This window comes from Balneola sp. (assembly GCA_002694685.1).
GTDB lineage: Bacteria > Bacteroidota > Rhodothermia > Balneolales > Balneolaceae > Gracilimonas.
In genome coordinates, this window is sequence record NZMW01000005.1 from 31,433 (window position 1) to 53,912 (window position 22,480).

Genomic DNA, 22,480 nt, shown 5'->3' on the forward strand with positions numbered 1-22,480 from the left:
TGCTCAATTAATGAGCAAAATTTGTCTTTAAAGTCGTGAGCTCATTATCGTAAATGAGCTCCTAACCACATTATTTATAATGAATCTATTAAAAATCGCCTTTCTTTCACTGTTTTTTTGTTGTTTAATGACACCGTCTTTTGCTCAGGTACGCATTAATGAAGTTGTTGCAAGCAATAGTAATGGATTACAAGATGAGGACGGGGACTCTCCCGACTGGATTGAATTGTTTAATGCGGGAAATGAAACAGTAAATCTTGCAGGATTTGGTATTTCAGATGATTCCGAAGAGAAGTTTCAGTTTACACTGCCTAATGTAACAATAGAAGCCGATTCATTCCTTGTATTATATGCAGATGACAAAGATAAATATGTGGACTCAACCGGTTCTATTCATTTGAATTTTAAATTAAGTTCTGATGGAGAGACCGTTTTTCTTTCTTCTGTTGACGCTGCTTTGATGGATTCCCTGACCTTTCCCAAACTTGAATCAGATGAATCTTTTGGACTTTCTTCGGCTGTTGATGGTGGGTATTTCATCTTCACAAATCCTACCCCATCTGCAACTAACCCGGAGGAGGGATATCTGACTCGGCTGGAAAAACCGGAAATGGATACTCAGGGCGGTTTCTATTCGGGATCTGTGGAAGTGACTATATCAAATGGTACTCTTGTTGACCATATGTATTATACAACGGATGGAACTGATCCGACTTCTACATCGCCTGTATTTGGGGCAGAGCCAAAGACTTTTAATAGCACAACCGTACTAAAACTTCGGACTATTCAGGATGGGATGCTTTCAAGTGAAATAGAAGTGCAAACCTATTTTATAGATGTAAACCATGATCTGCCTGTTGTTTCTCTGGTTACCGATCCGGATTACTTTTTTGATGAAAGCGATGGGATTTATATAAATTATGAAGCTGAAATTGAAGTGCCGGCGCATGTAGAGCTGTATGAAGAAGATGGATCAATGGGTTTTAAAGCACATATTGGCACGCAAATTTATGGCTCATACAGTCAGCGGTTTGATCAAAAATCACTGGCAATATATTTCAGGGGAGAATACGGTCCTTCTGAACTTGAGTATGAACTCTTTGAAGAAAAGAATATTGACAAATTTCAGTCTTTCATACTTCGTAATGCCGGTAATGACTTTGGCGGAGCTCACATGCGGGATGCAGCCATGACTACAATTATTGAAGATGTTGTTGATCTTGACTACCAGGCTTACCGCCCCGCCGTGCTGTATATAAATGGCGAGTATTGGGGCATTCAGAATATCCGGGAAAAGATCAGTGAGCATTTTGTTGCCTCCAATCATAATATGGATGCCGGTGATGTGGATCTTTTAGAAGCAGGAGAAGTACCTCAGGTAGTGAATGGCTCAGCAGATGACTGGATGAATTTTTGGGAAGAGCTTGAGAATGCTGACGTAACCAATCAGGAAGAATATGATGCCGTGGTATCACATATCGATATAGATAATTTTATCGATTATATGGCTACTGAAATTTTCTATGCAAATACCGATTGGCCGGCCATTAATAATAAATTTTGGAAAGAAAGTTCTCCTGAAGGAAAGTGGAAGTGGATTATTTACGATACCGATCATGGGTTCAACCTCTACAGCGGAGACGGGGATTACAATCTTGATATGTTTGAGCACACCCTTCAAACAAATCCGAACCTCCTCAAGTATGGAAATCCTCTTTGGTCAACCTACATCTTCCGAACGCTCATTGAAAACGAAGGCTTTAAAACTCAATTCGTAACCCGATTATCCGGACTTATGAATACTGCTTTTGAAACTGACCGAATGATAGCGATTATTGATTCTCTAGCGAGTATCATTGAGTCCGAAATTCCTGCTCACGAAGAGCGCTGGGGTCTTGTAAGCGGTTGGACAGGTCAAGGACCATTCATTTCACAGGTAGAAGATATGAGAGATTTTGCCCGAAGAAGGCACACTTATGTGTATCAACACATGCAAGCCCATCTCGGCCTATCAGATTTAGGCGGTATTACCGTAGATATCTCGAACAACAAATATGGTACTGTTCAAGTCAATCGTTCTATGGTAGATACTTTTCCTTGGACCGGCACCTATTTTGCTGATTATGAAGTTCCGGTTACGGCCATCCCAAAAACAGGGTATCAATTTACCGAATGGACGGGTGATGTAGAATCTGCAGAGCATACAATCATGGTAAGCACCCGAAGCGAAGTTACCGCTAATTTTGAGCCTGCCACAGGAATTACTTCAGATATTGTCATCAACGAAATTATGTATAATGCAGCTGATGAAGAAGATACGGGCGATTGGATTGAGCTCTTTAATAATACTTCATCAGCTATTGATATAAGTGAGTGGGTGGTAAAAGATGAGGATGATGATCATATTTTCACCTTCCCTGCCCAAACTGAGCTTGGGGCTAATAGTTATCTGGTAGTTGCTAATGACTTGGATGCTTTCAATCAGTATTATTCAAATGTGGGCTCTCTATTTGGTGAACTTGGATATGGTTTGGCAGGTGGCTCAGATCAGGTCCGTCTTTTTGATGATGAGGGAACACTGATCGATATTGTTTCTTATGATGATGAATCACCATGGCCGCCGGAAGCTGATGGCACCGGATTTACCCTTGAACTCAGCGATCCCAATACAGATAATCTTGATGCTGAAAACTGGAACGCTTCTACTGCTGAACTCGGTACACCCGGCGCAGCTAACAGTGTTTTGGTTTCAATGATCGAAGAAACCGAAGTTCCGGAGCGGATTTCACTGAAACAAAACTATCCCAACCCTTTTAATCCAACCACGAATATTACGTATGAGCTTTCTGAAAAAACATCGATAAAGCTCACTGTTTTTGATATGCTCGGCAGAACCGTATCGGTTTTAGAGCAAGGAATTCGCCCGGCAGGGGTGTATTCCTTAAGCTGGAATGCTTCAGGTCAGTCAAGTGGGATGTATATGTACAGACTTGAGGCGGGAGATGATGCTTTTGTCAAAAAGATGCTGCTCATCAAGTAATCAGTAGTTGAGATTATTTAAGCAAAAGCATTAAAAAATAGATTCCACAGGAAAGGCAAGAAGCTTCAATTCTCTCCAACTTCGGAACACTCGGCTTCGAAGTAGATTGTTTCACTATTATCGGTGTACTCTACGGGCGTGGTGTCTAAAAAAATCGAGATCAACAGCTTCAGCCATTAAGCGGTGACCTTGCTCGCTTGGATGTAATCCATCACCGTCATCAGCTATAGGAAGTAATGCAAGAGTGTCCGCCGGATTACGCAGTGCTTTATCCATATCGATTACTCCATCAAGTAAATCAGTTGTCCGAATCCATTCATTAACTATTTGTCTCTCAGCTTCACTTGTTTCGGAATAATAAAACGAGCCTTTGATTGGTAAGATAGTTGCCCCGTACACATAAATTCCATTGAGGTGCGCCTTGTTAATCATTTGTTTGTAGGCATCGATCAATTCTTCACCAACTCCCTCACGGCCAGAACCTAAATCATTCACTCCTTCAAGAATTATTAACCAACGAACCCCGCTTTGGCCTAATATATCCCTGTCGAAACGACTTAAAGCTGAAGGTCCAAGACAAGCTGCAAGTACACAATTACCTCCTATTCCGGCATTCAAAACTCCAACATCTTGAGTTTCCGGATTTGCTTGAAGACGGTTCGCCAACTCATCGGGCCAGCGGTTTTGTTCATTGGTTCCTGAACCACGCCCATCAGTAATTGAATCTCCAATAATTGCAACCGCGGCTGCTGAGTCAGATGCTTGCACATCTATGGTGTTAATGACGTACCAGTGATCGGTTTGAGCTGAGCCTGTAAAATTTTGCTGTGCTACAGCGTTACCTTCAAGAATATATGAGGTAGTTCTGGAGCCCGGATGGCCCGTAACATCAGGAGATGTTTCACCGAAGTAAATGGTGACAGCAAGAGTTTTCAGGGCATTGGTTGGAAAGTAAAAGGCATCCGAGGTGACCGCTGAGTTAGCATCCATGGTTACTTCAGTTTCCCCATCAAAATATAAGGTTCGATCGGTATCCGGGTCTATCGCTCCGCCACCGGTTGAAACAGCAATATGAACTTCTTTCATGGTAACAGGGTCAGGGCTAAACTCATTAGAGAAACGCATTCTGAGAGAATCACCGCCAATTGAAACCCGCAAAACCTGACGAATGGTATTATTACTCAAACCCGGGCTTGGAGGGTTATTTCTTTCCTCTGTAAGCTGGGGAGAAGTAGTCCAGGTGCCAACCCATTTTTCTGATTGTGCAAATCCCAAAGAACTAAGAGCAATAGTAATTACGCCAATTAAAAAAGCTGATTTTATTAAAAAACGCCGGGATGTGTTCTTGGAGAATAAAGACATAAAAGGTTCATGAAGAATTATAAGGAGCTTTATTATTTAATAAGACTGAGTTGTTTCGTTTGGATAAACTCTCCCGCCTGAAGGGTATAAAAATAAATGCCACTCGAAAGAGAACTGGCATCAAAAGTAACGGAATGTATGCCTGAGTTTATTCTGCCAGCCACTAAAGTTTCTATTTTTTGGCCCAGCATATTGAAAACATTGAGCTGTATATCGGCAGTTTCCGGTGTTTCAAATGAGATAGTTGTAACCGGATTGAAGGGGTTAGGATAATTTTGTCCCAAAGAATAAGACGTTGGCATATCCCGATCTTCAACCTCATAACTGGTTGCCAATAAAGCCACCTCGCTGTAAGCGGAAGATCCATTTTCATTAAACGCTTTTATACGGTAGGAATAGCTTACACCGGATTCAATATTTGAGTCCAGGTATTGTTCAGCTCCAGCTTCCGCAGTATCGATGACTGAGAAGTCTGTTTGGCCATCTTCTTTTCGTTCAACTATGTAGCCTTCTTCAACATCTGAGTTATCGTCCCAGCTTAGCTTGATCTGGTTAGATTCTTCCACCGAAACTTTAACATTATCAGGGGCAAGCATGATGAAAAAATCTGATACTTCACTCCAGGGCCCGGCGCCTGCAATGTTATTTGCACGAACTCTCCAGTAGTAGGTTTTATCTTCTGTGGTCCCGGTTAAATCGGTTAATGTATTGCTTGTTGTTTTGGATGCCAGGATGGAAGAGAAATCCGAGGATTCAGATAATTCAACCAGATAATTGTCAGCACCCTCAACAGAATTCCAGTCTAATCGAACATATGCTGCCCTGCCAGAGTAGACTCCTCCTGATTCTAATTCCGGTGCTAAAGGAAGGGGTATTTCTGTAGCAAAATTATATTGATTACTCCATGGCCCAATTAAACCGTCTGAGTTTTTGATAGCAACACGCCAGTAGTAGACTTTACCCTTTTCTAAATCATTAATAGAAATTGAGGTGTCTGAAGCAACAGAATCCATTAAAGCGATTTCTTTAAAAGACGCACTGGTTGATAATTGAATGTAATATTTGTCAGCTTCGTCAGCTTCATTCCATGAAAATGTAACAGCTGTATCTACTTGCTGAGCCTGATTTTCAGGAGCAGATAGTGATGTTTTACCAAAGTAAGAAGTTCCTTCAGCTAACTCCGGAATGCTCCAGTCAATCCAGGAAGAGAGGTTTTTATTAAAAGGAGCGGTTGAGATATCGGTATCCGCTGACTCATCACCTAACAGAAATTTATCAACATAGGCTTCGATTTGAGGAATCTGGCTTTGTGGAATGCTACAATGATTATGATCACCTATAAGGCTGTAAGCAAATCTATCAGGAATGCCCAATGCTTCATAAACTTTCTCAGTAGCTCGGCTTCCGGCCCAACCTGATTCGTCAGCAAGCCAAACAAAACCCGGATTTCCAGTAACAAAAAGTGCTCGGGGTGCGACCATTGCCATTAGCTCGTGGTGGTCATGAGGTAGTTTTTCTACAGAATTACTGAATTGGTTCATAGAGTTGCGGAACCATTGATAATTCGTTCTGCCCAGTGTCTCCACATTTCCTAAAGTTTCAGAATAACGCCACGTCGTATATCCTCCTCCACCTGATTCAATTGCAAAAGTAAGAGCGATTCGTTCATCAAAGGCACCCGAGAATAGAGCCATTTTACCCGCATAAGAACATCCTGATACAGCCAAATGCTCGGTGTCAATATTTGCGTCTTCAGCAACTAATTCCAATCCATCAATTAGACGGCTTACTCCCCATGTCCACGCAGCATATTGGCCGGTGTTATCTAAGTTTTGATTAGGGTAAAGCTGAAAAAAAGCATCTGAAATATTTGGACTTCCATAGCTCGTAACTTGGTCGTGCGAGAAATTCAACTGTGCTACTTGTCGATCGGAAAAGATTGACCCGGGTATTGGATTGAATCCCATTCCAATGACAGCAGGGTATGGACCATTTCCATCAGGTAAGGATATGTCGGAGCTGAGTGTCACTGTTTTTCCATCGACGGTAACATTCACGGTAAGAGTTCCATCAACAAAGCTCGCCTCAATATTTTCTGGTTTTCCGGGTTTGTTACCGATTTCATAATGCTGAATTTCAGTAGCTATCTCAGCGCGTCGATATTTCCAGTCAGAAAAGTTTGAAATTCGTCCGCGGCCATCTGACCAAAGAAAAGGATCCGGGAAAGATTCTACAGTTGGCAACTCACTAAAGGCAGGTAAATAGGGAGTCGGGCAATCTTCACAAGTATTCTCATCTTGATAGACAAAAGGGAGAACCTGTCCCATTAAGTTATTGGTCATCATGACACTAATTAATAATGACAGGGCTGTTAAACAGATTTTCATAGTGGGCTCCAACAGGTTAGGATAGTTCTTAAAACAATAAAAGCATGCTAATCAAGGCAAATATTGCTCATTTGGTGAACAAATAATATCTATTTTGATAATATATATTGTGTAAATATATTGAAAAGCGCTTTTATCATGTCGTAATTAAGCAAATTATAAGGCAAATAGAAATGGTTTATTTGAGCAAAATTTGGTCAATTTTTAACCCGATTAATACGATAAGAGTACAGATAAAGGTGTCTTATTGACGATTTAGAAGAGTTAATAATCATTATTAATACTAACTAAGAAATACGCAGCCCATGAAATTTCTTATATCAGCAATTAGCACCGTGCTTTTACTGGGAAGTTGTTCTCAAGAGAATGTCAGTCAATCAAAGAAAACTCTGAAAGAAGTCTATTCAGGATCATTTATGATTGGAAGTGCTCTGAATGAAGCTATTGTTTCAGGAGAAGATGCTGCAGCTCAGAGAATAGTTCTTGAGCAGTTTAATACTGTCACTGCCGAAAACGTGATGAAGGCAGGTCCAATAAATCCACAACCCGGAGAATATAGTTTTGGTCCCGCCGATGCTTACGTAGAGTTTGGAAATAAGCACAACCTTTTCACTATTGGTCATACCTTGGTTTGGCATAATCAAACGCCGGCTTGGTTTTTTCAGAATGAAAACGGAAACCCTAATACTCCGGAGAAACAGATTGAACGCATGCGCAGCCATATTGAAACCGTAGCCGGAAGATATGCAGGTCGTGTTGACGCATGGGATGTTGTGAATGAAGTGATAGATAATGATGGATCATATCGCCCAACAACCTGGGTTGAAGGCGTGGGAGATGGAGATGAGTTGGTTCGAAAAGCATTTCAATTTACCAGTGAATATGCACCGGAGGCAGAATTATATTACAACGATTTCAACGCTTGGCGACCGGAGAAGAGAGACGGCATTGTGCGGATGGTAAGAATGCTGCAAGAAAATGGAATCCGAATTGACGGAATTGGAATGCAAGGTCATTGGGGACTTGATTATCCAAAAAACGAATACATAAAAGCGGCAATAGATTCTTTTGCTACGCTGGGTGTTAAAGTGATGATTACGGAGTTGGAAATTGATGTACTCCCTTTAACAAAAGAAGGGCAGATTATAGGAAGTGTGATGAGTCACCCTCAATTTCAGCTGGAGGAATTTGAAGAGTTTCTGGATCCTTATCCCGACGGCCTCCCCGCAGATGTGCAAAAGCAATTAACAGATCGGTATGAAGAAATTTTCGAGATTTTTTATGATAAAAGAGACAAAATTGATCGGGTGACATTCTGGGGTGTCCATGATGGAATGACCTGGAAAAATGATTATCCGGTTCCAAATCGTACCAATTACCCACTGCCTTATACCAGAGAAAGAAAGGCGAAGCCGGCAGTAGAGGCTATATTGAATGTGCCCGGGTAATCATCAACAAATGAACAGCCGGTTTAGAAAAAATATCTTTATAACTAAGGAAGTTTATAATCAACTTCACTCACTCAGCAATATGTACAAAGGTGAAATAATGAAACGTATAGTGAATAAAATGACCCTTTCGGGAATCGGCATTTTTTTAATCCTGAGCTTTAGCAGTTGTTTGCAGGCTCAGGATTCCAATGAAGGGTGCTTTGAAATTATTTCGGATAGTTACGCCGTGCCGCTATTTATTTCACAGCAAGATTATGCCGGCGCACAGCGAGCGATGGGGGATTTGCAATCCGATCTAAGGAAAGTATCTCAAAACACGGTGACTTTTCAATCGACTGGTTTGCCGCATGGAGACCGTATTGTAATTGCCGGAACGATTGGTATGAGTCCTGAAGTCGATGCTTTAGTTGAAGCGGGTAAAATCGATGCTTCCTATTTAGAAGGTGAGTGGGAAGCCTATCAGATTCAGGTAGTTGAAGATCCATTTGAAGGGGTTGAGGAAGCTTTAGTTATAGCGGGAAGCGACAAGCGCGGTACCATCTACGGGATCTATGAAATCTCGAAACAAATGGGTGTCTCTCCATGGCATTTTTGGGCTGATGTTCCCGTTCTCCATAAAGAAAATGTATCTGTTTTACCGGGATGTAAGATGCAGGATAAGCCCAAGGTTCAGTATCGGGGAATCTTCTTGAACGATGAAAATCCGGCGCTTTATGGCTGGGTGAATGAAACCTATGGCGGTTTTAATCATGAATTTTATGGGGATACCTTTGAACTGATTTTGCGCCTTAAAGGAAACTACATATGGACAGCAATGTGGGGTAAGGCGTTTTATGATGATGATCCGCTTAATGCAAAAACCGGAGATGAGTATGGGGTCGTAATTGGGACTACGCATCACGAACCTATGGGAAGGGCTCATGTAGAATGGGATCGGTATGGAGAAGGAGATTGGAATTACCAGACCAATGAAGAGTTTTTGAAAGAATTTTGGAAAGAAGGAATTCAGCGGCTTGAAGATTACGAAGCCACAATAACTGTAGGTATGCGGGGTGATGGTGATATGGCCATGAGCGAAGAAACGAACACGGATCTCATGGAGCGTATTGTGTCAGATCAGCGGGAAATCATTGAAGAATATTCTCAACAAGATCCCGAAAAAGAACTCCAGCTTTGGGCTCTGTATAAAGAAGTGCAGGATTACTACGAGCAGGGAATGGAAGTTCCCGATGACGTCATGCTGCTTCTTGCAGATGATAATTGGGGGAACTTAAGACTCTTGCCGGAACCCGGTAAAGCAGATGAACATCCGGGCGGCTGGGGAATCTATTATCATTTTGATTATGTAGGTGGGCCAAGAAATTATAAGTGGCTTAACACAAATCAAGTTTCCAGAACCTGGGAACAAATGAATCTGGGGTGGGAACATGGAGTAGACCGGATGTGGCTGGTAAATGTGGGTGACCTAAAACCTATGGAGTACCCGATTTCATTCTTCTTAGATCATGCTTGGGACCCTGAGGCAATGACCGTAGATAAAATGGAAGAATATCCTGCTGAGTGGGCAACTTTTCAATTTGGAGAGAAATTTGGACAAAAAATTGGAGAGATTCTAACCGCTTACACTAAATATAACGCACGACGAAAGCATGAGTTACTGAGTCCGGAAACATACAGTCTTATTCATTTTAATGAAGCAGAACGAATTGTTGATGAGTACAATGCGCTGCTCGAAAAGACGAATGAAATATATGCTCAACTTCCAGAAGAGCATAAAGACGCTTATTACCAGTTGGTGAAATTTCCTGTGGAAGCCAGTGCAAACCTGAATGAGCTTTATGTCTCGGCGGCTAAAAACCACTGGTATGCAGAGCAAGGCCGGGCACAGACCAACACAATGGCTGAAAAAGTGAAGGAACTCTTCGATTATGATGCCGAGCTGGCCGATTACTTTCATACGGAATTGGCTAATGGGAAGTGGAATCATATGATGTCACAAACCCATATTGGATATACCTACTGGCAGCAACCGGAGCAAAACAATATGCCCGAGATAAAAACCATAAATGTGCCAAACAAGGCTGAAATGGGAGTTTCAGTACCGGGCTCTGCTGCTTGGTGGCCGGCATCAAATAACGAGGCAAAATTACCGGTTTTTGATGTATTCAATAAGCAGAAAGCATATCTCGAAATATTTAACAGAAGCTTGCAGGCTTTTGATTTCACAATTTCATCCAACAAAGAATGGGTTGAATTTTCGAAAACAAAAGGTGCTATTGAAGAGCATGAAAGAGTTTGGGTGACTATAGATTGGGCCAAGGTTCCTTCCGGAAATCAGAACGCAAAGGTAACCATTGAAAGCAGTAGCGGCGAATCAGTTGATGTTGACGTTCAGGTTCGAAATCCAAAAGACAACGTGAAAGGCTTTTTCGAATCCAATGGATATGTTTCTATCGAAGCTCCGAACTATTCAGCGAAAACAAAAGGGGGAGATGCCGAATGGGTAAATGTGCCGAACCTGGGTAGAACGCTTTCCTCAATGACCATAAACCCGGTAACTGCTGAAAGTCGAACAGCCGGATCAGAAAATAGTCCTAAGCTTGAATATAATGTTCACCTAAACAGCACAGGTGAAGTGAAAGTGAAGGTATATCTTTCCCCAACATTAGATTACTACATGGGCAATGACGGTTTTAAGTACGGAGTATCCTTTAATGATGAAGAGCCTCAAATCGTGAATATCCATGATGATTTTGACTGGAACCGGGAAGTAGCGAATAACATCAATATTAAAACAAGTACTCATATCGTGAGCAATGCAGGAAATCACACTTTAAAAATATGGATGGTAGATCCGGGTGTTGTTATCCAAAAAATAGTTATTGAAACAGGTGATGTAGGCCAAACCTATTTAGGGCCTCCTGAAAGCGCAAAGGCAGGAAAGTAGCTGTTAGCAATGTTTTTAGGGTTTATAACTATAAAAAAAGCTCATTAGGATAGCTTAAAGAAGCCTGTTTTGTAAAACTATTACAGAAAACCGGAAATGGAATGCTTATATTGTTACAAATTGTTATAAAAGTGACACATAATTTAAGTAGAGGACATCGCATTGGATTTTCAGAATTTCCTAAAGAATTATAGAAAAAAGCTCTCAGAAATATTTACTGAAAGTAAGAAAGCTGAAGAGCAAACTTTGGTAAGAGGTATTGAAAAATCTACCCTAAAGCAGATCATGGATTTGTCACCTCTTAGCGCTTTTATCCCAACTGAGTATGGTGGCCACGGAGCACATACCGCTGAAGCTCTTTCTATGTTGGAAGCAAGCTCATATGAATCTCTTCCACTTTCCCTGATGATGGGTATCAACGGTGCTTTATTTTTACAGCCTACAGCTAATTACGCTGATGAGAAAGTAAAGAAAGATATTTTTGACCGTGTGATAAACGCCAACAAATTAGGCGGCTTGATGATCACAGAACCTGACTACGGTTCAGATGCCTTAAAAATGCAGACTTCATACAAAAAAATTGGTGATCAGAAATATAAAATTGAAGGTACTAAGCACTGGGGCGGTTTGACCGGCATGGCTGACTACTGGCTGATTACCGCTCGTGGAATGAATAAGAGTGGCGATCTTGGAAGAGATATTTCTTTCTTTATTCATGATACGCGCAATGGTGGGATTGAGGTAGAAGAATATTACAACAACCTTGGATTGTACATGCTGCCTTATGGTAAAAATAAAATCGACATTCAGGTTGATGAGTCTCACAAACTTAAGCCGGAAAGCACGGGCGTAACGATGATGTTAGACCTGTTGCACCGAAGCCGACTTCAGTTCCCGGGAATGGGAATGGGCTTCCTCCGAAGAATGATGGACGAAGCGATGGATCATTGTAAACAACGTTTTGTTGGTGGACAAAGCCTGTTTAATTATGATCAGGTGAAACACCGACTTTCAGAGATGCAGGCTTATTTCACAGTTTGTTCGGCCATGTGTAACTTCACAAGCACGAATATACCTTTAGAGAAAAACACCTCGCGTATGGATCTTGAGGCCAACGCTATAAAAGCATTGGTCACTGATTATATGCAGCGCGCCTCCCAATCTTTGTTACAACTAAAAGGCGCAATGGGTTACCGAATAGATAGCATTGCCGGCCGTGCAACAGTGGATAGCCGACCTTTCCAGATTTTTGAAGGTTCCAATGACATCCTTTATCAGCAGATGAGCGAGTCTGTGCTGAAGATGATGCGTAAGTTGAAAAACAATAACCTTCAGGACTTCCTGAATGAGTTTCACCTTACATCTCGTTCTTCAGAATATTTCAATGAGCACTTCAATTTTGAGCTGGATCCAAAAATGCCTCAACGCAAGCTTGTTGATCTCGGTAAAGCTTTAGGTCGTATAATTTCAATGGAGTTTACGCTGAATCTTGGCGATCAGGGTTTCAATAATGAACTCATCGAAAATGCACTTAAAACTCTTCAGGATGAAGTTCATGCAATCATGCACACTTACAAGCATGGTGGCGACGCTGATGTTGTTGAGGACTACAAGATGGACAGCTCTTGGTTTAAACTTTCATTGGTGAATGCCTAAACAGAAAATTGTAGTTATTAGCGGGGCCGGAATAAGTGCAGAGAGCGGCCTTGCTACATTTCGCGATTCCGGTGGTCTGTGGGAAGGTTACGATATCAACGAAGTAGCTTCTATTCAAGGCTGGCAAAAAGATCCCGAAAACGTTCAGAACTTCTATAACCTTCGGCGAAAGCAAGCGGCTGAAGCCCATCCGAATGACGCGCATAAAGCTTTAGCAGATTTGGAAGAGCATTTTGAGGTATCGATTGTAACTCAGAATGTTGATGACCTTCACGAACGAGGCGGGTCAACACAGGTTTTGCATTTGCATGGTGAACTCAGGAAAGCACGAAGTGAAGAAGACGAGTCTTTAGTAGTTGATGTCGGTTCAGAGTCGATAGCGATGGGCGATTTGGCAGAAGACGGAGCTCAGCTCAGGCCACATGTAGTTTGGTTTGGTGAGATGGTTCCAATGATGGAGCCGGCAGCAATAGAAGTTTCCAAAGCAGATGTTTTAGTAGTGGTTGGAACTTCTTTAGTGGTTTATCCTGCAGCAAGTTTAATTGATTATGCTGATGCAGGAATACCGAAATTTATTATTGATCCTTCCGATCCGCAGTTATGGGATCGGGAAGGCTGGACTCACTTCAAGGAAAATGCAGGAACCGGAGTGAATAAATTAGCAGAAAAACTTAAAAACGAATACTTACAGTAATGGCAGACAAGAAAGCAACCGAAGAAGAACGCGGAGTTTTAGAACAGTTTATGATTCCCTTTTATCATGTTTCAAAAAGGGTTCCGTTGTTTCCGGGAAAAAATAATACCGATTCAGAGGCCGGACTTTTTGGTATTTCTGAAGAAGACCTAAAAAAATACAGAGAGAATTACAATGAAAACGCCCGTGAGGCAGCCCTCGAAATTCTAAAAGATGATGATATTGTTGATTGCCTCGACAAGCTGCCAATGGATGGAGAAGAAACCATCATAGCTTTTGGTGACTCCATCACAGAAGACGCTCAGGGCTGGTTTACGATCCTGCAACATGTGCTTGAAATTTCTACCGAAGATGCTGATTTCAACTTCATTAATGCAGGTGTTTCCTACAATACAACAGCGGAAGCACTCCGAAGAATAGACCGCGATGTAGTTGTTCATGAGCCGGATTGGGTAATTGTGGCTTTAGGAACATTTGATGCTCAGCGACTCAATATAGCCCCTGAGCGTACACTGCTTCCGCTATCCGAAACATGGGAAAATGTTGAGACCATCCAAACAATCTTAGAAACAAGAATTGAGAATCCGATTATCTGGATTACCCCGGCGCCTGTACTTAATGAGATGCTGGAAGAGAACTTACTGTATGACTTCACCATCAAACCTGAAGACCTAAGCCCGGTACAAGATGTAATTTCAGGGAAGCAGGGAGCTATTATTGATTCTTCCGGAAAACGAATGGGTAAAACTCAGCCACAAGCATGGAATTACTTGCCGGATGGATTGCATCACTCCCTTTCCGGCCACATAGAAACGACTAAAGCGATTATTAAAAAGCTGGCTCAGCCTAAAGATGCTGAATAGAATTACTCTTTAGATTCGAGGAGTTCGTCTAAGTTGGTTTTGAAAACTCTTGCTGCAGGAAAAGAGTTTTTATAGTTATAATCAAAAACATATAGATTATTTTCTTCGTCAAGGAAATGGGGGACAATTGAAACTCGTTTATCATGTATGAAATTTAAAGGAGAATCTGTCAAAATAATATTCGCTAATTTTTCCCCATCTTTTGAATATATATCTGCAGAAGGAATGATTTTTTTATCACTAAATGTGTAAAAGAAGAGCACTATAAATTGGCTATTTCCGACAATACTTATATTTGAACCAGAAGGTTTAAATAAAAACCTTCCTGATGGTCCAGAAGCTGTTTGGAAACCTACTTCATCTGAATTTAAATACTTTTCCCAGTTATTTGAATCGTACTCCGTTGCTAATTCTGGAATCTTTTCCCCAAATACTTGTCCTTTATTAGTTTCTGTATTAAAAACGAAAATGGTTCCATCATAGAATCCAGATGTTGCTGCAATTGTATTTGGTGTTAATTGTGATGCTTTATAATTAGGTAATTGTGACATTTGTACTTCAAGTGGACTTGATTTATCAAAAAAATAGTTAAATACATTTAAGTATTCTCCGACTTTATTTTCAAAATTTGAATTGTATCGATGAAGTAAATTCCCCTTATCATCTGGATTCAAAAAATCTCGACTTACCACGATAAATTCGTCTGACTTAGGATCATCGAAGACCTTTGTTAATCCTAAGGCTTCAAGCTTCAGTACTATTGAATGAGTAAACCCTTCATTGCTATCAAAAAAAGAAATTCGATTTTGGAATCGATCAAGGACAATTAGATTACCCTCAGTATCTACATCTATAGATGTCACCTCTAAAAAATCACCTGGCCCGCGACCTCTTCCACCAAATTTTTTAATAAAATTACCCTCTGGACTGTAAATACGAATTGTTTTATCGCTCGTGCTACTGAGTATAATATTTCCGTTTTCTGTAGTGCTTATAGACCTTATACCACTAAATAGATAATCTGTAGAATCACTGTCCTCTTTTCCAATAGACAAATACCTCAGTCATACTAAGCTGAAAGTCTTGTGAAAAGCTATTCCCAGAGATTAGGGAGAAAAAGATTAGCGCTAAGGGAATGAATTTATATGCCTTCATGCCCTAAAGAACTAAAATTAGGGCAGAACTAAAAGTGCTAGCCTTGTTTAAAAGTTAACTTTCAGGTTCAGGAGATCCACGCTAGCATTGATTTGAGTATTCAGTCCTGTTGGATTAGTTCGCAGTGTTTGTATTACCGAAGGGGAAACCAAGCCAATGCTTGTCTTTTCAGAAAACTGAATTCCCACTAAGCCATCCGCAGAATTGGATGGAGTTGCTAAAGATGCAGCAGCTGATGAAGGGGTCTTCCGTTCGGAAAGAGCAAAAGCATCTATAACTCCAACGCCAAAACCAACCCAGGCGCCAATAGCTGATCCATATTGCAGGCCTTCCACCAGAGGCTTTTCAGCAATAAGCATTATAGAAGTAGTGATTATGGCTCCTGCCGCTGCTCCGTAAAAAGTATCAAGCAAAACAATAATGCTGGTATTGTTGCCATCATTAAATAATCCGGAGACAACGAGCTGTTGACCGCCGGAAGTTGCCACATCATAGGCACCGGTTCCAATTCCATATAAAGTTCCAAGGCCAACACCTACCCGAAGTGGAGCGAAATCACTGTTGCTGTTTAAGGCCATGGTCGCCCCACCAAGAATGGTTCCGTTGACAGCACCATTCAGAGTATTCCCTGCTAACAATTCTATCGTTTGGGCTTTAGAAGAATTTACTCCTGCAAAAATGAAGGTGAAGCAAAGTAAAAGTCCGGTAATTGTACGCATTATAGTCTCATAGATTTTTTGATTTAACCGAAGTTAGTAAATAATAGAAGGCAATACCATCTATCTATTACTACCCGGGATCATTCAAGGCAACAGGCAGAACTTTCCCATTATAAAACTGATGAGCATTTAATACAAAATCAGCTATATAGGCTCCCATTTGTTTAGGGGAAACAGGGGCGTCAAATCCCGGAAAAGCTTGAGCGAGCATCTCGGTTTGTACAGCTCCCAGGCAGAGGCAGTTTACCGCAATTTCATCTTGAGTAAATTCAGCGCTCATCACTTCAGATAAACCTACAACAGCTGCTTTAGCTGCGCTATAAGCAGAAAGACCGGCAAATTTTGAACTTCCCTGATATCCGGACATGCTTGAAATGTTTACGATATGACTCCCTTTCTTGAGGTGAGCTTTCATGGCTTTTGTTATACGGACAATACCGAAAACATTCACATCCATGAGTTTTTGGAAGTCTTCTATTTCAGTATCCATAAAGTCTTTGAGATAAAGGGCTCCGGCATTGTTGATCAATCCATCCAGGTCACCGGCTTCTTCAACAGCAGTGACAAGCTTTTCGATATCCCCGGGTTCGGTTAAATCTGCAGGTACCGAAATAATAGTTCCGTTATCTGCTTCCTTAGATAATTGTTTAAGCTTATCTTGTGAACGGGCTGTAGCTATTACGGTATGATTTTCGGAAGCCAGCTTTAATGCGGTTTGATATCCTATACCGCGGCTGGCGCCTGTGATTAATATCGTCTTACTCATGAAATAGATGGGTATATTGTGATTGATTCAAAGGTGAAAACAAAAGCAAAACTAAATAGTTCACTAAAGTTCGCAGATGCTTGGAAAAAGCGCTTTTTTAGTGGTAATTTGTTGTTTGATAACTTTAAAGAAAAGTAAGTTAAGGCTTGATGACTACAAAAACTGGTAAATCGTTAGTACCCAGTAATATAGAAACTCTTAAACCCTACGTGGCGGGCAAAACAATAGCGGAAGTTGCTGATCTTTACAAACCCGACAAAATTGCCAAACTTGCTTCCAATGAAAACCGGTTAGGTTGTAGTCCAAAGGTAAAGGCGGCTATAGATGAAGCTTTTCAACAAATTCAGGATTATCCCGATCCCATAGCTCGGAAGCTCAGAGCAGCCATCGCCGAACGAAATGGAGTGAAGAGTGAAAATGTGCTGTTGGCTTCCGGTTCTGAAAGCATTATTTCCATTTTGTGTAAAACTTTTTTCTTGAATAAAGAGAATGCGATTACGGCGGCAGCGACTTTTGTAGGCTTTTTTGTCCAGATTGGCGTCCGTGGTGTTCATCTCAAAAAAATTCCGGTCACTTCAGATTATAAGTACGATGTGAAAGCCATAGCCAATGCGATTGATGAACGGACTAAGATGGTGTATATCGCGAATCCTAATAATCCGACTGGCACCTATATCAATAAGGATGAATTTGAGTGGTTCATGCAGCAGGTTCCGGATGATGTGCTGGTTGTAATGGATGAAGCATATTTTGAATATGCCAAAGATGTTGAAGATTACCCACATTCATTGGATTACGATTATGACAATATCATTGTATTGAGGACTTTCTCGAAAGCATACGGACTTGCAGGATTCAGAGTCGGATATGCCATTGCTGATGAACATCTCATTTCAACAATGATGAAAACTAAGCTCACGTTTGAGCCTACAACTTTGGGTCAGGCTGGAGCTTTGGCAGCTTTTCATGATGATGAATTTCTGAAGAAAAGCGTAGAAGTTGTAGAAGAGAGCAAGAAAAGGCTGTATTCATTTTTTGATGAGCACGAGGTGAACTACAGGAAATCCATCTCTAATTCGGTGATGATGATTTTACCATCAGAACAAGAAGCGATTGATTTCACTCAAAATATGCTGGAAAAGGGAGTTATCCTCAGAAGAATAAATGCATTTGGGTTGCCAAGCTGTATTCGTATTACGGTTGGACTTTCAGAAGAAATGGATCATTTTGAGCAATCATTTTTAGAAGTAACTAAGAAGTAAGCAGTAACTATTTTATTTATGGCCAAATCAAAAACGGCATCTAAGAAGAAAAAAACGAAAACATCTGACGTGGATTGGAAAGACGTTGCCCGGCTTATGCTGACCTCCCGTGCAATGGATGAGAAAGAAGAAACGGAACTGGTTCCCAATAAAGATGTTTTATACCAATTTTCGGCACGTGGGCATGAACTGGGGCAGATTTTGTTGGGAAAATTATTAACCAACAAGCATGACGCGGCCAGTGCTTACTATCGGTCGAGACCTCTTTTATTAACGCTTGGCCTTTCTGAAGAAGATGCTATGGCGGCACCGATGGCTAAATCCGGTGGCTACAGTAATGGACGTGATATCGGAGTGGTTTGTAATAAACCGGATGCTGATTCTACGAAAGTATTGCCAATGGCCGGCGATGTTGGTTCCCAATACACGCCTGCAATTGGCTGGGCGCAAGGCATTGAATACCGCAAGAATGTACTTGAAGAAAAAGAATATGATAACGCCATTTCTGTAATTCTAGGTGGAGATGGTTCGGTTGCAACTAATGGATTTTGGTCGGCCTTAACAATTGCAACCACCCAAAATCTGCCGGTCCTGTTTTACATTGAAGACAATGGTTATGGGATTTCTGTTACCAGCGAGTACCAGACACCGGGCGGAGTTATCAGTAATAACCTTCAGTCGTTTAATAACCTCAAAATTTATGATGGGGACGGTACTGATCCTGAAGAAGCTGCTGAACTGCTTGAGGAGTCTGTAGATTATGTGCGAGACCGCAAAGGCCCGGCTTTAATTCGATTGACTGTTCCAAGATTGAATGGTCATTCCTATCAGGATAATCAGGCGTATAAAGATGATGAACTGGTAAAGGAAGAGAAAGCAAATGATCCGCTTGACAAGCTAAAAGCATTTATGGTTCCGGATCACATCACTGAAAAAACCTGGAAAAACTGGGAAAAGAAAGCCGGTGAAACTATTGAGGAAGCTGCAGAAGCGGCTTTAAACCGACCCGAACCAGATGCCTCTGAAACTGAAAAATATGTTTTTGCAGAGGATGAAGTTCAAACTATTGGCGGATTATTAGTAGAGGGGCATGAATTCCCGGAGTCAACAGAAGAAGCCACTCCTGAAAAACAGCGTATAAATATTGTAGAGGCTATTCGCCGAACACTAAAGCATGAGCTGGAAACCAATGAAAAAGTCATGGTTTTTGGCGAAGATGTTGGAATGAAAGGTGGAGTACATGCGGCCACTATGGATCTTCAGTCACAATTTGGTAAAGATCGTGTTTTTGATACCAGTCTTTCTGAAGAGGGGATTATAGGAAGGGCTGTCGGTTTGGCTTATTCCGGATTAATGCCCGTAGCTGAAATTCAGTTCCGAAAGTATGCAGATCCTGCAACCGAGCAGCTTAATAATTGTGGAACTACCCGCTGGAGAACAGCGAATCGTTTTGCGGCTCCTATTGTAGTGCGTATGCCTGGCGGGTTTGCCAAATGCGGAGATCCATGGCACAGTATGAGTAACGAGGTATTTTTCACCCATGCTATTGGCTGGCAAGTAGCTATGCCAAGTAATGCTGAAGATGCCGTAGGACTTTTACGTTCGGCAATGAGAAGCAATAACCCCACTATTTTCTTTGAGCACCGAAATTTACTGGATGCTAAATATGCCCGCAAACCGTATCCCGGAGATGATTTTGTAGTTCCATTTGGGAAAGCAAAAAAGCTAAGAGAGGGAGACGAGGTGACCATTCTAACATGGGGAGCGATGTGTGAACGATGTGAAGCTGCCGTTGATGAATTAGGGATTTCCGCGGATGTTTTAGATCTGCGAACGTTAATGCCTTGGGATAAAGAAGCAGTACTTGATTCGATTCGAAGCACAAACCGATGCCTGATTGTTCATGAGGATAATAAAACAGCGGGTTTTGGAGCTGAACTGGCAGCCGTTCTTGTGCGCGAGGCCTTTACTTATCTGGACGCCCCGGTAGAGCGGCTCACTATGCCCGATATACCTGTTCCTTATAATGTTGGGTTGATGGAGTCGGTACTTCCTACCACCCATGATATTGCCACTAAGCTCGAAGAGTTGCTTGCTTTTTAGGGTGAAGTGACTATGTTACATGAGTCTTTTTTAATTTTAAAGTTATAGAGATTACAACACGTTATTTCTATACTTAGAACAGTTAAACCCTTTAATTTTCTGTTACTTTGAGACTCGGTACAAAAATAATAATTGGCTTTTTTTGCGTAAGTCTGCTTTTGGCTTTCGTTGGCTTTATTTCTGATAGCTTTACTTCAGAGATCAGGCAGGAACAACTAAGTTCCGTTACCGACGCGTCAGAAGTTGTGATTTATACCGGAGAGATGGAACGCAGTTTATTCCAAAGCCTGATTTTTTTAAATGGAATCAGAGAAGCTATTATAGTTGAAAAAAATTATAGCACCATTCAGGAATTACCGGCTGTTGTTGAGTTAACTACAAAGTTCGAAGATGAGCTGGAACAGTTTGAAACTTCATTTAGTCAGCTTGAACGACTTTTGGGACAGGATGAGCGGTTGCCTGAAGACTTGACCGAGCTTTACAGCAGTTATGAGGTTTATAAATCTATAACCCGCCAATGGCTGGAACTGGGGGAAGAAGAGGTCGATCAGGCAAATCTAATGTTCATCAACTCCATTGAGCCTTATTTCAGAAATAATATTATACCGGAAATATCTCTGGTTCGAAATTATGTACTCACTGTTCAGGATGCTCGAAATAAAGAGCTTGATGAATCGCTTGAAACAGCAGCTTATATAAATTATTTAGCTACCGTATTATCTGTTTTACTTGCCCTTGCACTGGCCGTTTATATCTATAGATCTATTGCAAATCCGTTAGCAAAAGTCAGCGCATCGGCAAAAAAGATTGGAGAAGGTGAACTGGACGAGCGAATTGAAGTCACCTCAAAAGACGAAATTGGAGAGCTAGCCGAAGCCTTCAATTCAATGGCCGAAGGACTTCAGAATAAAACAGTATCAAAAGCTTATGTCGATAATATCATCGAATCTATACAGGAAGCGGTATTTGTTTCAGACAGCAACGGAATTTTGATTCGGGCAAATTCAGCAGCAACTGAATTAGTAGGTTATAAGGAGGATGAAATGCTTAATACTCCGGTAAAAAACTACTACAACCTCAAAGAAATGGGTAAACAGTACGATGAATTTCATTTGGATAAGGGCTCTTTTGAATTTTCATTAATCAATAAGAATAAAGAGGCATTTCCAGTGCTGTTTTCTGAAGCACAACTGGTGGATAACCAGGGAGCTGAAGTAGGAAGGGTTTCTGTCGCAAGTGATATCTCAGAAAGGAAAAAACAAGAAGAAGAAATTCGGGCATCACTAAAAGAAAAAGAAGTGATGTTGGCAGAAATCCATCACCGGGTAAAGAATAATCTTGCAGTAATCTCGGGACTATTGCAGCTACAAACGTACAGTGCGAATAATGAAGAAGTTGAAAAAGCACTGAGTGACAGCCAGATGAGAGTGCAGTCCATTGCCTTGGTTCACGAAATGTTGTACGAAAGTGAGTCGCTGGCATACATTAAATATGACAAGTATATAAATGACTTACTGCAGGCCATCAGCAGCATGCATATGAATAGCAAAGAAATAAAGCTTACTTCTGAAGTTGAGCCTATTTCGTTAAGTATAAATCAGGCGATTCCATGCTCCCTGCTTATAAATGAACTGATTGTTAATGCCTTCAAACACGCATTCAATGATCAGGAAGAAGGCGAGATTAAGGTAAAACTTAGACAGCATGAAGATGAGATCACTATGGTAATCTCAGACACGGGAAGTGGTTTTGATATCGAAAAATTTAATGATTCAGATTCTCTGGGAGCTACATTGATAAAAACACTATCGGATCAACTTGGCAGTAAATTCGAGATTCTTGAAAATTCTAAAAATAAAGGCAGTGTGTTTAAGATTAAGTTTATCAGAGAGAGTCACTCCGACCAAGTGCATCCATCTTCGTTTTCTCGGAATAATCCCAAAAGTTAGGTAACAAATCAGCTAGAAAAACGTAGCTTCATTTCGAGGCTAAAAAAAAGAGTTTGCTGATTTTAAAATGAAGATTAATTAGGGCACTATCCGTTGATAAATAGACGCACTTATATATTACTATTC

Annotated in this window: 14 protein-coding genes; 9 read left to right on the forward strand and 5 right to left on the reverse strand. The window is 41.1% G+C overall.

The window, feature by feature from the left end:
• Positions 1–79: 79 nt before the first annotated feature.
• Positions 80–3,040 carry a hypothetical protein gene (locus CL667_09175; GenBank protein ID MAL17873.1) on the forward strand — a complete coding sequence of 987 codons (2,961 nt, stop codon included), beginning with the start codon at positions 80–82 and terminating at the stop codon, positions 3,038–3,040.
• Between the two features lie 117 nt (positions 3,041–3,157).
• Here the strand turns inward: CL667_09175 and CL667_09180 are convergent, their stop codons facing one another.
• Both CL667_09180 and CL667_09185 read right to left on the reverse strand, forming a co-directional pair.
• A complete protein-coding gene (locus CL667_09180; protein MAL17874.1) occupies positions 3,158–4,402 on the reverse strand; it encodes a GDSL family lipase in 1,245 nt (414 codons plus the stop codon).
• A gap of 32 nt (positions 4,403–4,434) precedes the next feature.
• Complete coding sequence (locus CL667_09185) at positions 4,435–6,789, reverse strand: hypothetical protein (GenBank protein MAL17875.1); 2,355 nt, start codon at positions 6,787–6,789, stop codon at positions 4,435–4,437.
• Between the two features lie 305 nt (positions 6,790–7,094).
• On the opposite strand from CL667_09185, the gene CL667_09190 reads away from it, so the two are divergent.
• The 5 genes from CL667_09190 (at position 7,095) to CL667_09210 (ending at position 14,400) form a co-directional block, all read left to right on the forward strand.
• Positions 7,095–8,237, forward strand: a complete 1,143-nt coding sequence (locus CL667_09190; GenBank protein ID MAL17876.1) for an endo-1,4-beta-xylanase — start codon at positions 7,095–7,097, stop codon at positions 8,235–8,237.
• A gap of 121 nt (positions 8,238–8,358) precedes the next feature.
• Positions 8,359–11,187 (forward strand): glycosyl hydrolase, encoded by a 2,829-nt coding sequence (locus CL667_09195; protein ID MAL17877.1) that lies wholly within the window; start codon positions 8,359–8,361, stop codon positions 11,185–11,187.
• Positions 11,188–11,349: 162 nt separating this feature from the next.
• Entirely contained in the window at positions 11,350–12,843 is a 1,494-nt protein-coding gene (locus CL667_09200; protein ID MAL17878.1) for an acyl-CoA dehydrogenase, read from the forward strand.
• On the forward strand, positions 12,836–13,537 hold the full coding sequence (locus tag CL667_09205; protein ID MAL17879.1) for an NAD-dependent protein deacylase: 702 nt from the start codon (positions 12,836–12,838) through the stop codon (positions 13,535–13,537). The genes CL667_09200 and CL667_09205 overlap by 8 nt, the downstream gene beginning before the upstream one ends.
• The gene (locus CL667_09210; GenBank protein ID MAL17880.1) at positions 13,537–14,400 is read left to right on the forward strand and encodes a hypothetical protein; all 864 of its coding nucleotides are present in this window, start codon (positions 13,537–13,539) and stop codon (positions 14,398–14,400) included. Before CL667_09205 ends, CL667_09210 begins: the two co-directional genes overlap by 1 nt.
• Positions 14,401–14,402: 2 nt before the next feature.
• Here CL667_09210 and CL667_09215 read toward each other — a convergent pair whose 3' ends face one another.
• The 3 genes from CL667_09215 to CL667_09225 form a co-directional block, all read right to left on the reverse strand.
• Complete coding sequence (locus CL667_09215; GenBank protein ID MAL17881.1) at positions 14,403–15,464, reverse strand: hypothetical protein; 1,062 nt, start codon at positions 15,462–15,464, stop codon at positions 14,403–14,405.
• A 138-nt stretch (positions 15,465–15,602) separates the two neighbouring features.
• The gene (locus CL667_09220; GenBank protein MAL17882.1) at positions 15,603–16,274 is read right to left on the reverse strand and encodes a hypothetical protein; all 672 of its coding nucleotides are present in this window, start codon (positions 16,272–16,274) and stop codon (positions 15,603–15,605) included.
• 70 nt (positions 16,275–16,344) lie between these two features.
• Positions 16,345–17,040, reverse strand: coding sequence for a short-chain dehydrogenase (locus tag CL667_09225; protein ID MAL17883.1), 696 nt, complete (start codon positions 17,038–17,040; stop codon positions 16,345–16,347).
• 149 nt (positions 17,041–17,189) lie between these two features.
• Here CL667_09225 and hisC point away from each other — a divergent pair, with 149 nt between their 5' ends.
• From hisC to CL667_09240, 3 genes are all read left to right on the forward strand, one after another.
• Positions 17,190–18,302, forward strand: coding sequence for a histidinol-phosphate transaminase (hisC, locus tag CL667_09230; protein MAL17884.1), 1,113 nt, complete (start codon positions 17,190–17,192; stop codon positions 18,300–18,302).
• Between the two features lie 18 nt (positions 18,303–18,320).
• Complete coding sequence (locus CL667_09235) at positions 18,321–20,405, forward strand: pyruvate dehydrogenase (protein ID MAL17885.1); 2,085 nt, start codon at positions 18,321–18,323, stop codon at positions 20,403–20,405.
• A gap of 158 nt (positions 20,406–20,563) precedes the next feature.
• Positions 20,564–22,354, forward strand: coding sequence for a hypothetical protein (locus CL667_09240; GenBank protein ID MAL17886.1), 1,791 nt, complete (start codon positions 20,564–20,566; stop codon positions 22,352–22,354).
• The last annotated feature ends 126 nt before the right edge of the window (positions 22,355–22,480 follow it).

Coding starts and splice junctions, on each gene's coding strand:
- CL667_09175 (MAL17873.1), top strand. CDS start 80: ATGAATCTATTAAAAATCGCCTTTCTTTCACTGTTTTTTTGTTGTTTA.
- CL667_09180 (MAL17874.1), bottom strand. CDS start 4,402: ATGTCTTTATTCTCCAAGAACACATCCCGGCGTTTTTTAATAAAATCA.
- CL667_09185 (MAL17875.1), bottom strand. CDS start 6,789: ATGAAAATCTGTTTAACAGCCCTGTCATTATTAATTAGTGTCATGATG.
- CL667_09190 (MAL17876.1), top strand. CDS start 7,095: ATGAAATTTCTTATATCAGCAATTAGCACCGTGCTTTTACTGGGAAGT.
- CL667_09195 (MAL17877.1), top strand. CDS start 8,359: ATGACCCTTTCGGGAATCGGCATTTTTTTAATCCTGAGCTTTAGCAGT.
- CL667_09205 (MAL17879.1), top strand. CDS start 12,836: ATGCCTAAACAGAAAATTGTAGTTATTAGCGGGGCCGGAATAAGTGCA.
- CL667_09210 (MAL17880.1), top strand. CDS start 13,537: ATGGCAGACAAGAAAGCAACCGAAGAAGAACGCGGAGTTTTAGAACAG.
- CL667_09220 (MAL17882.1), bottom strand. CDS start 16,274: ATGCGTACAATTACCGGACTTTTACTTTGCTTCACCTTCATTTTTGCA.
- CL667_09225 (MAL17883.1), bottom strand. CDS start 17,040: ATGAGTAAGACGATATTAATCACAGGCGCCAGCCGCGGTATAGGATAT.
- hisC (MAL17884.1), top strand. CDS start 17,190: ATGACTACAAAAACTGGTAAATCGTTAGTACCCAGTAATATAGAAACT.
- CL667_09235 (MAL17885.1), top strand. CDS start 18,321: ATGGCCAAATCAAAAACGGCATCTAAGAAGAAAAAAACGAAAACATCT.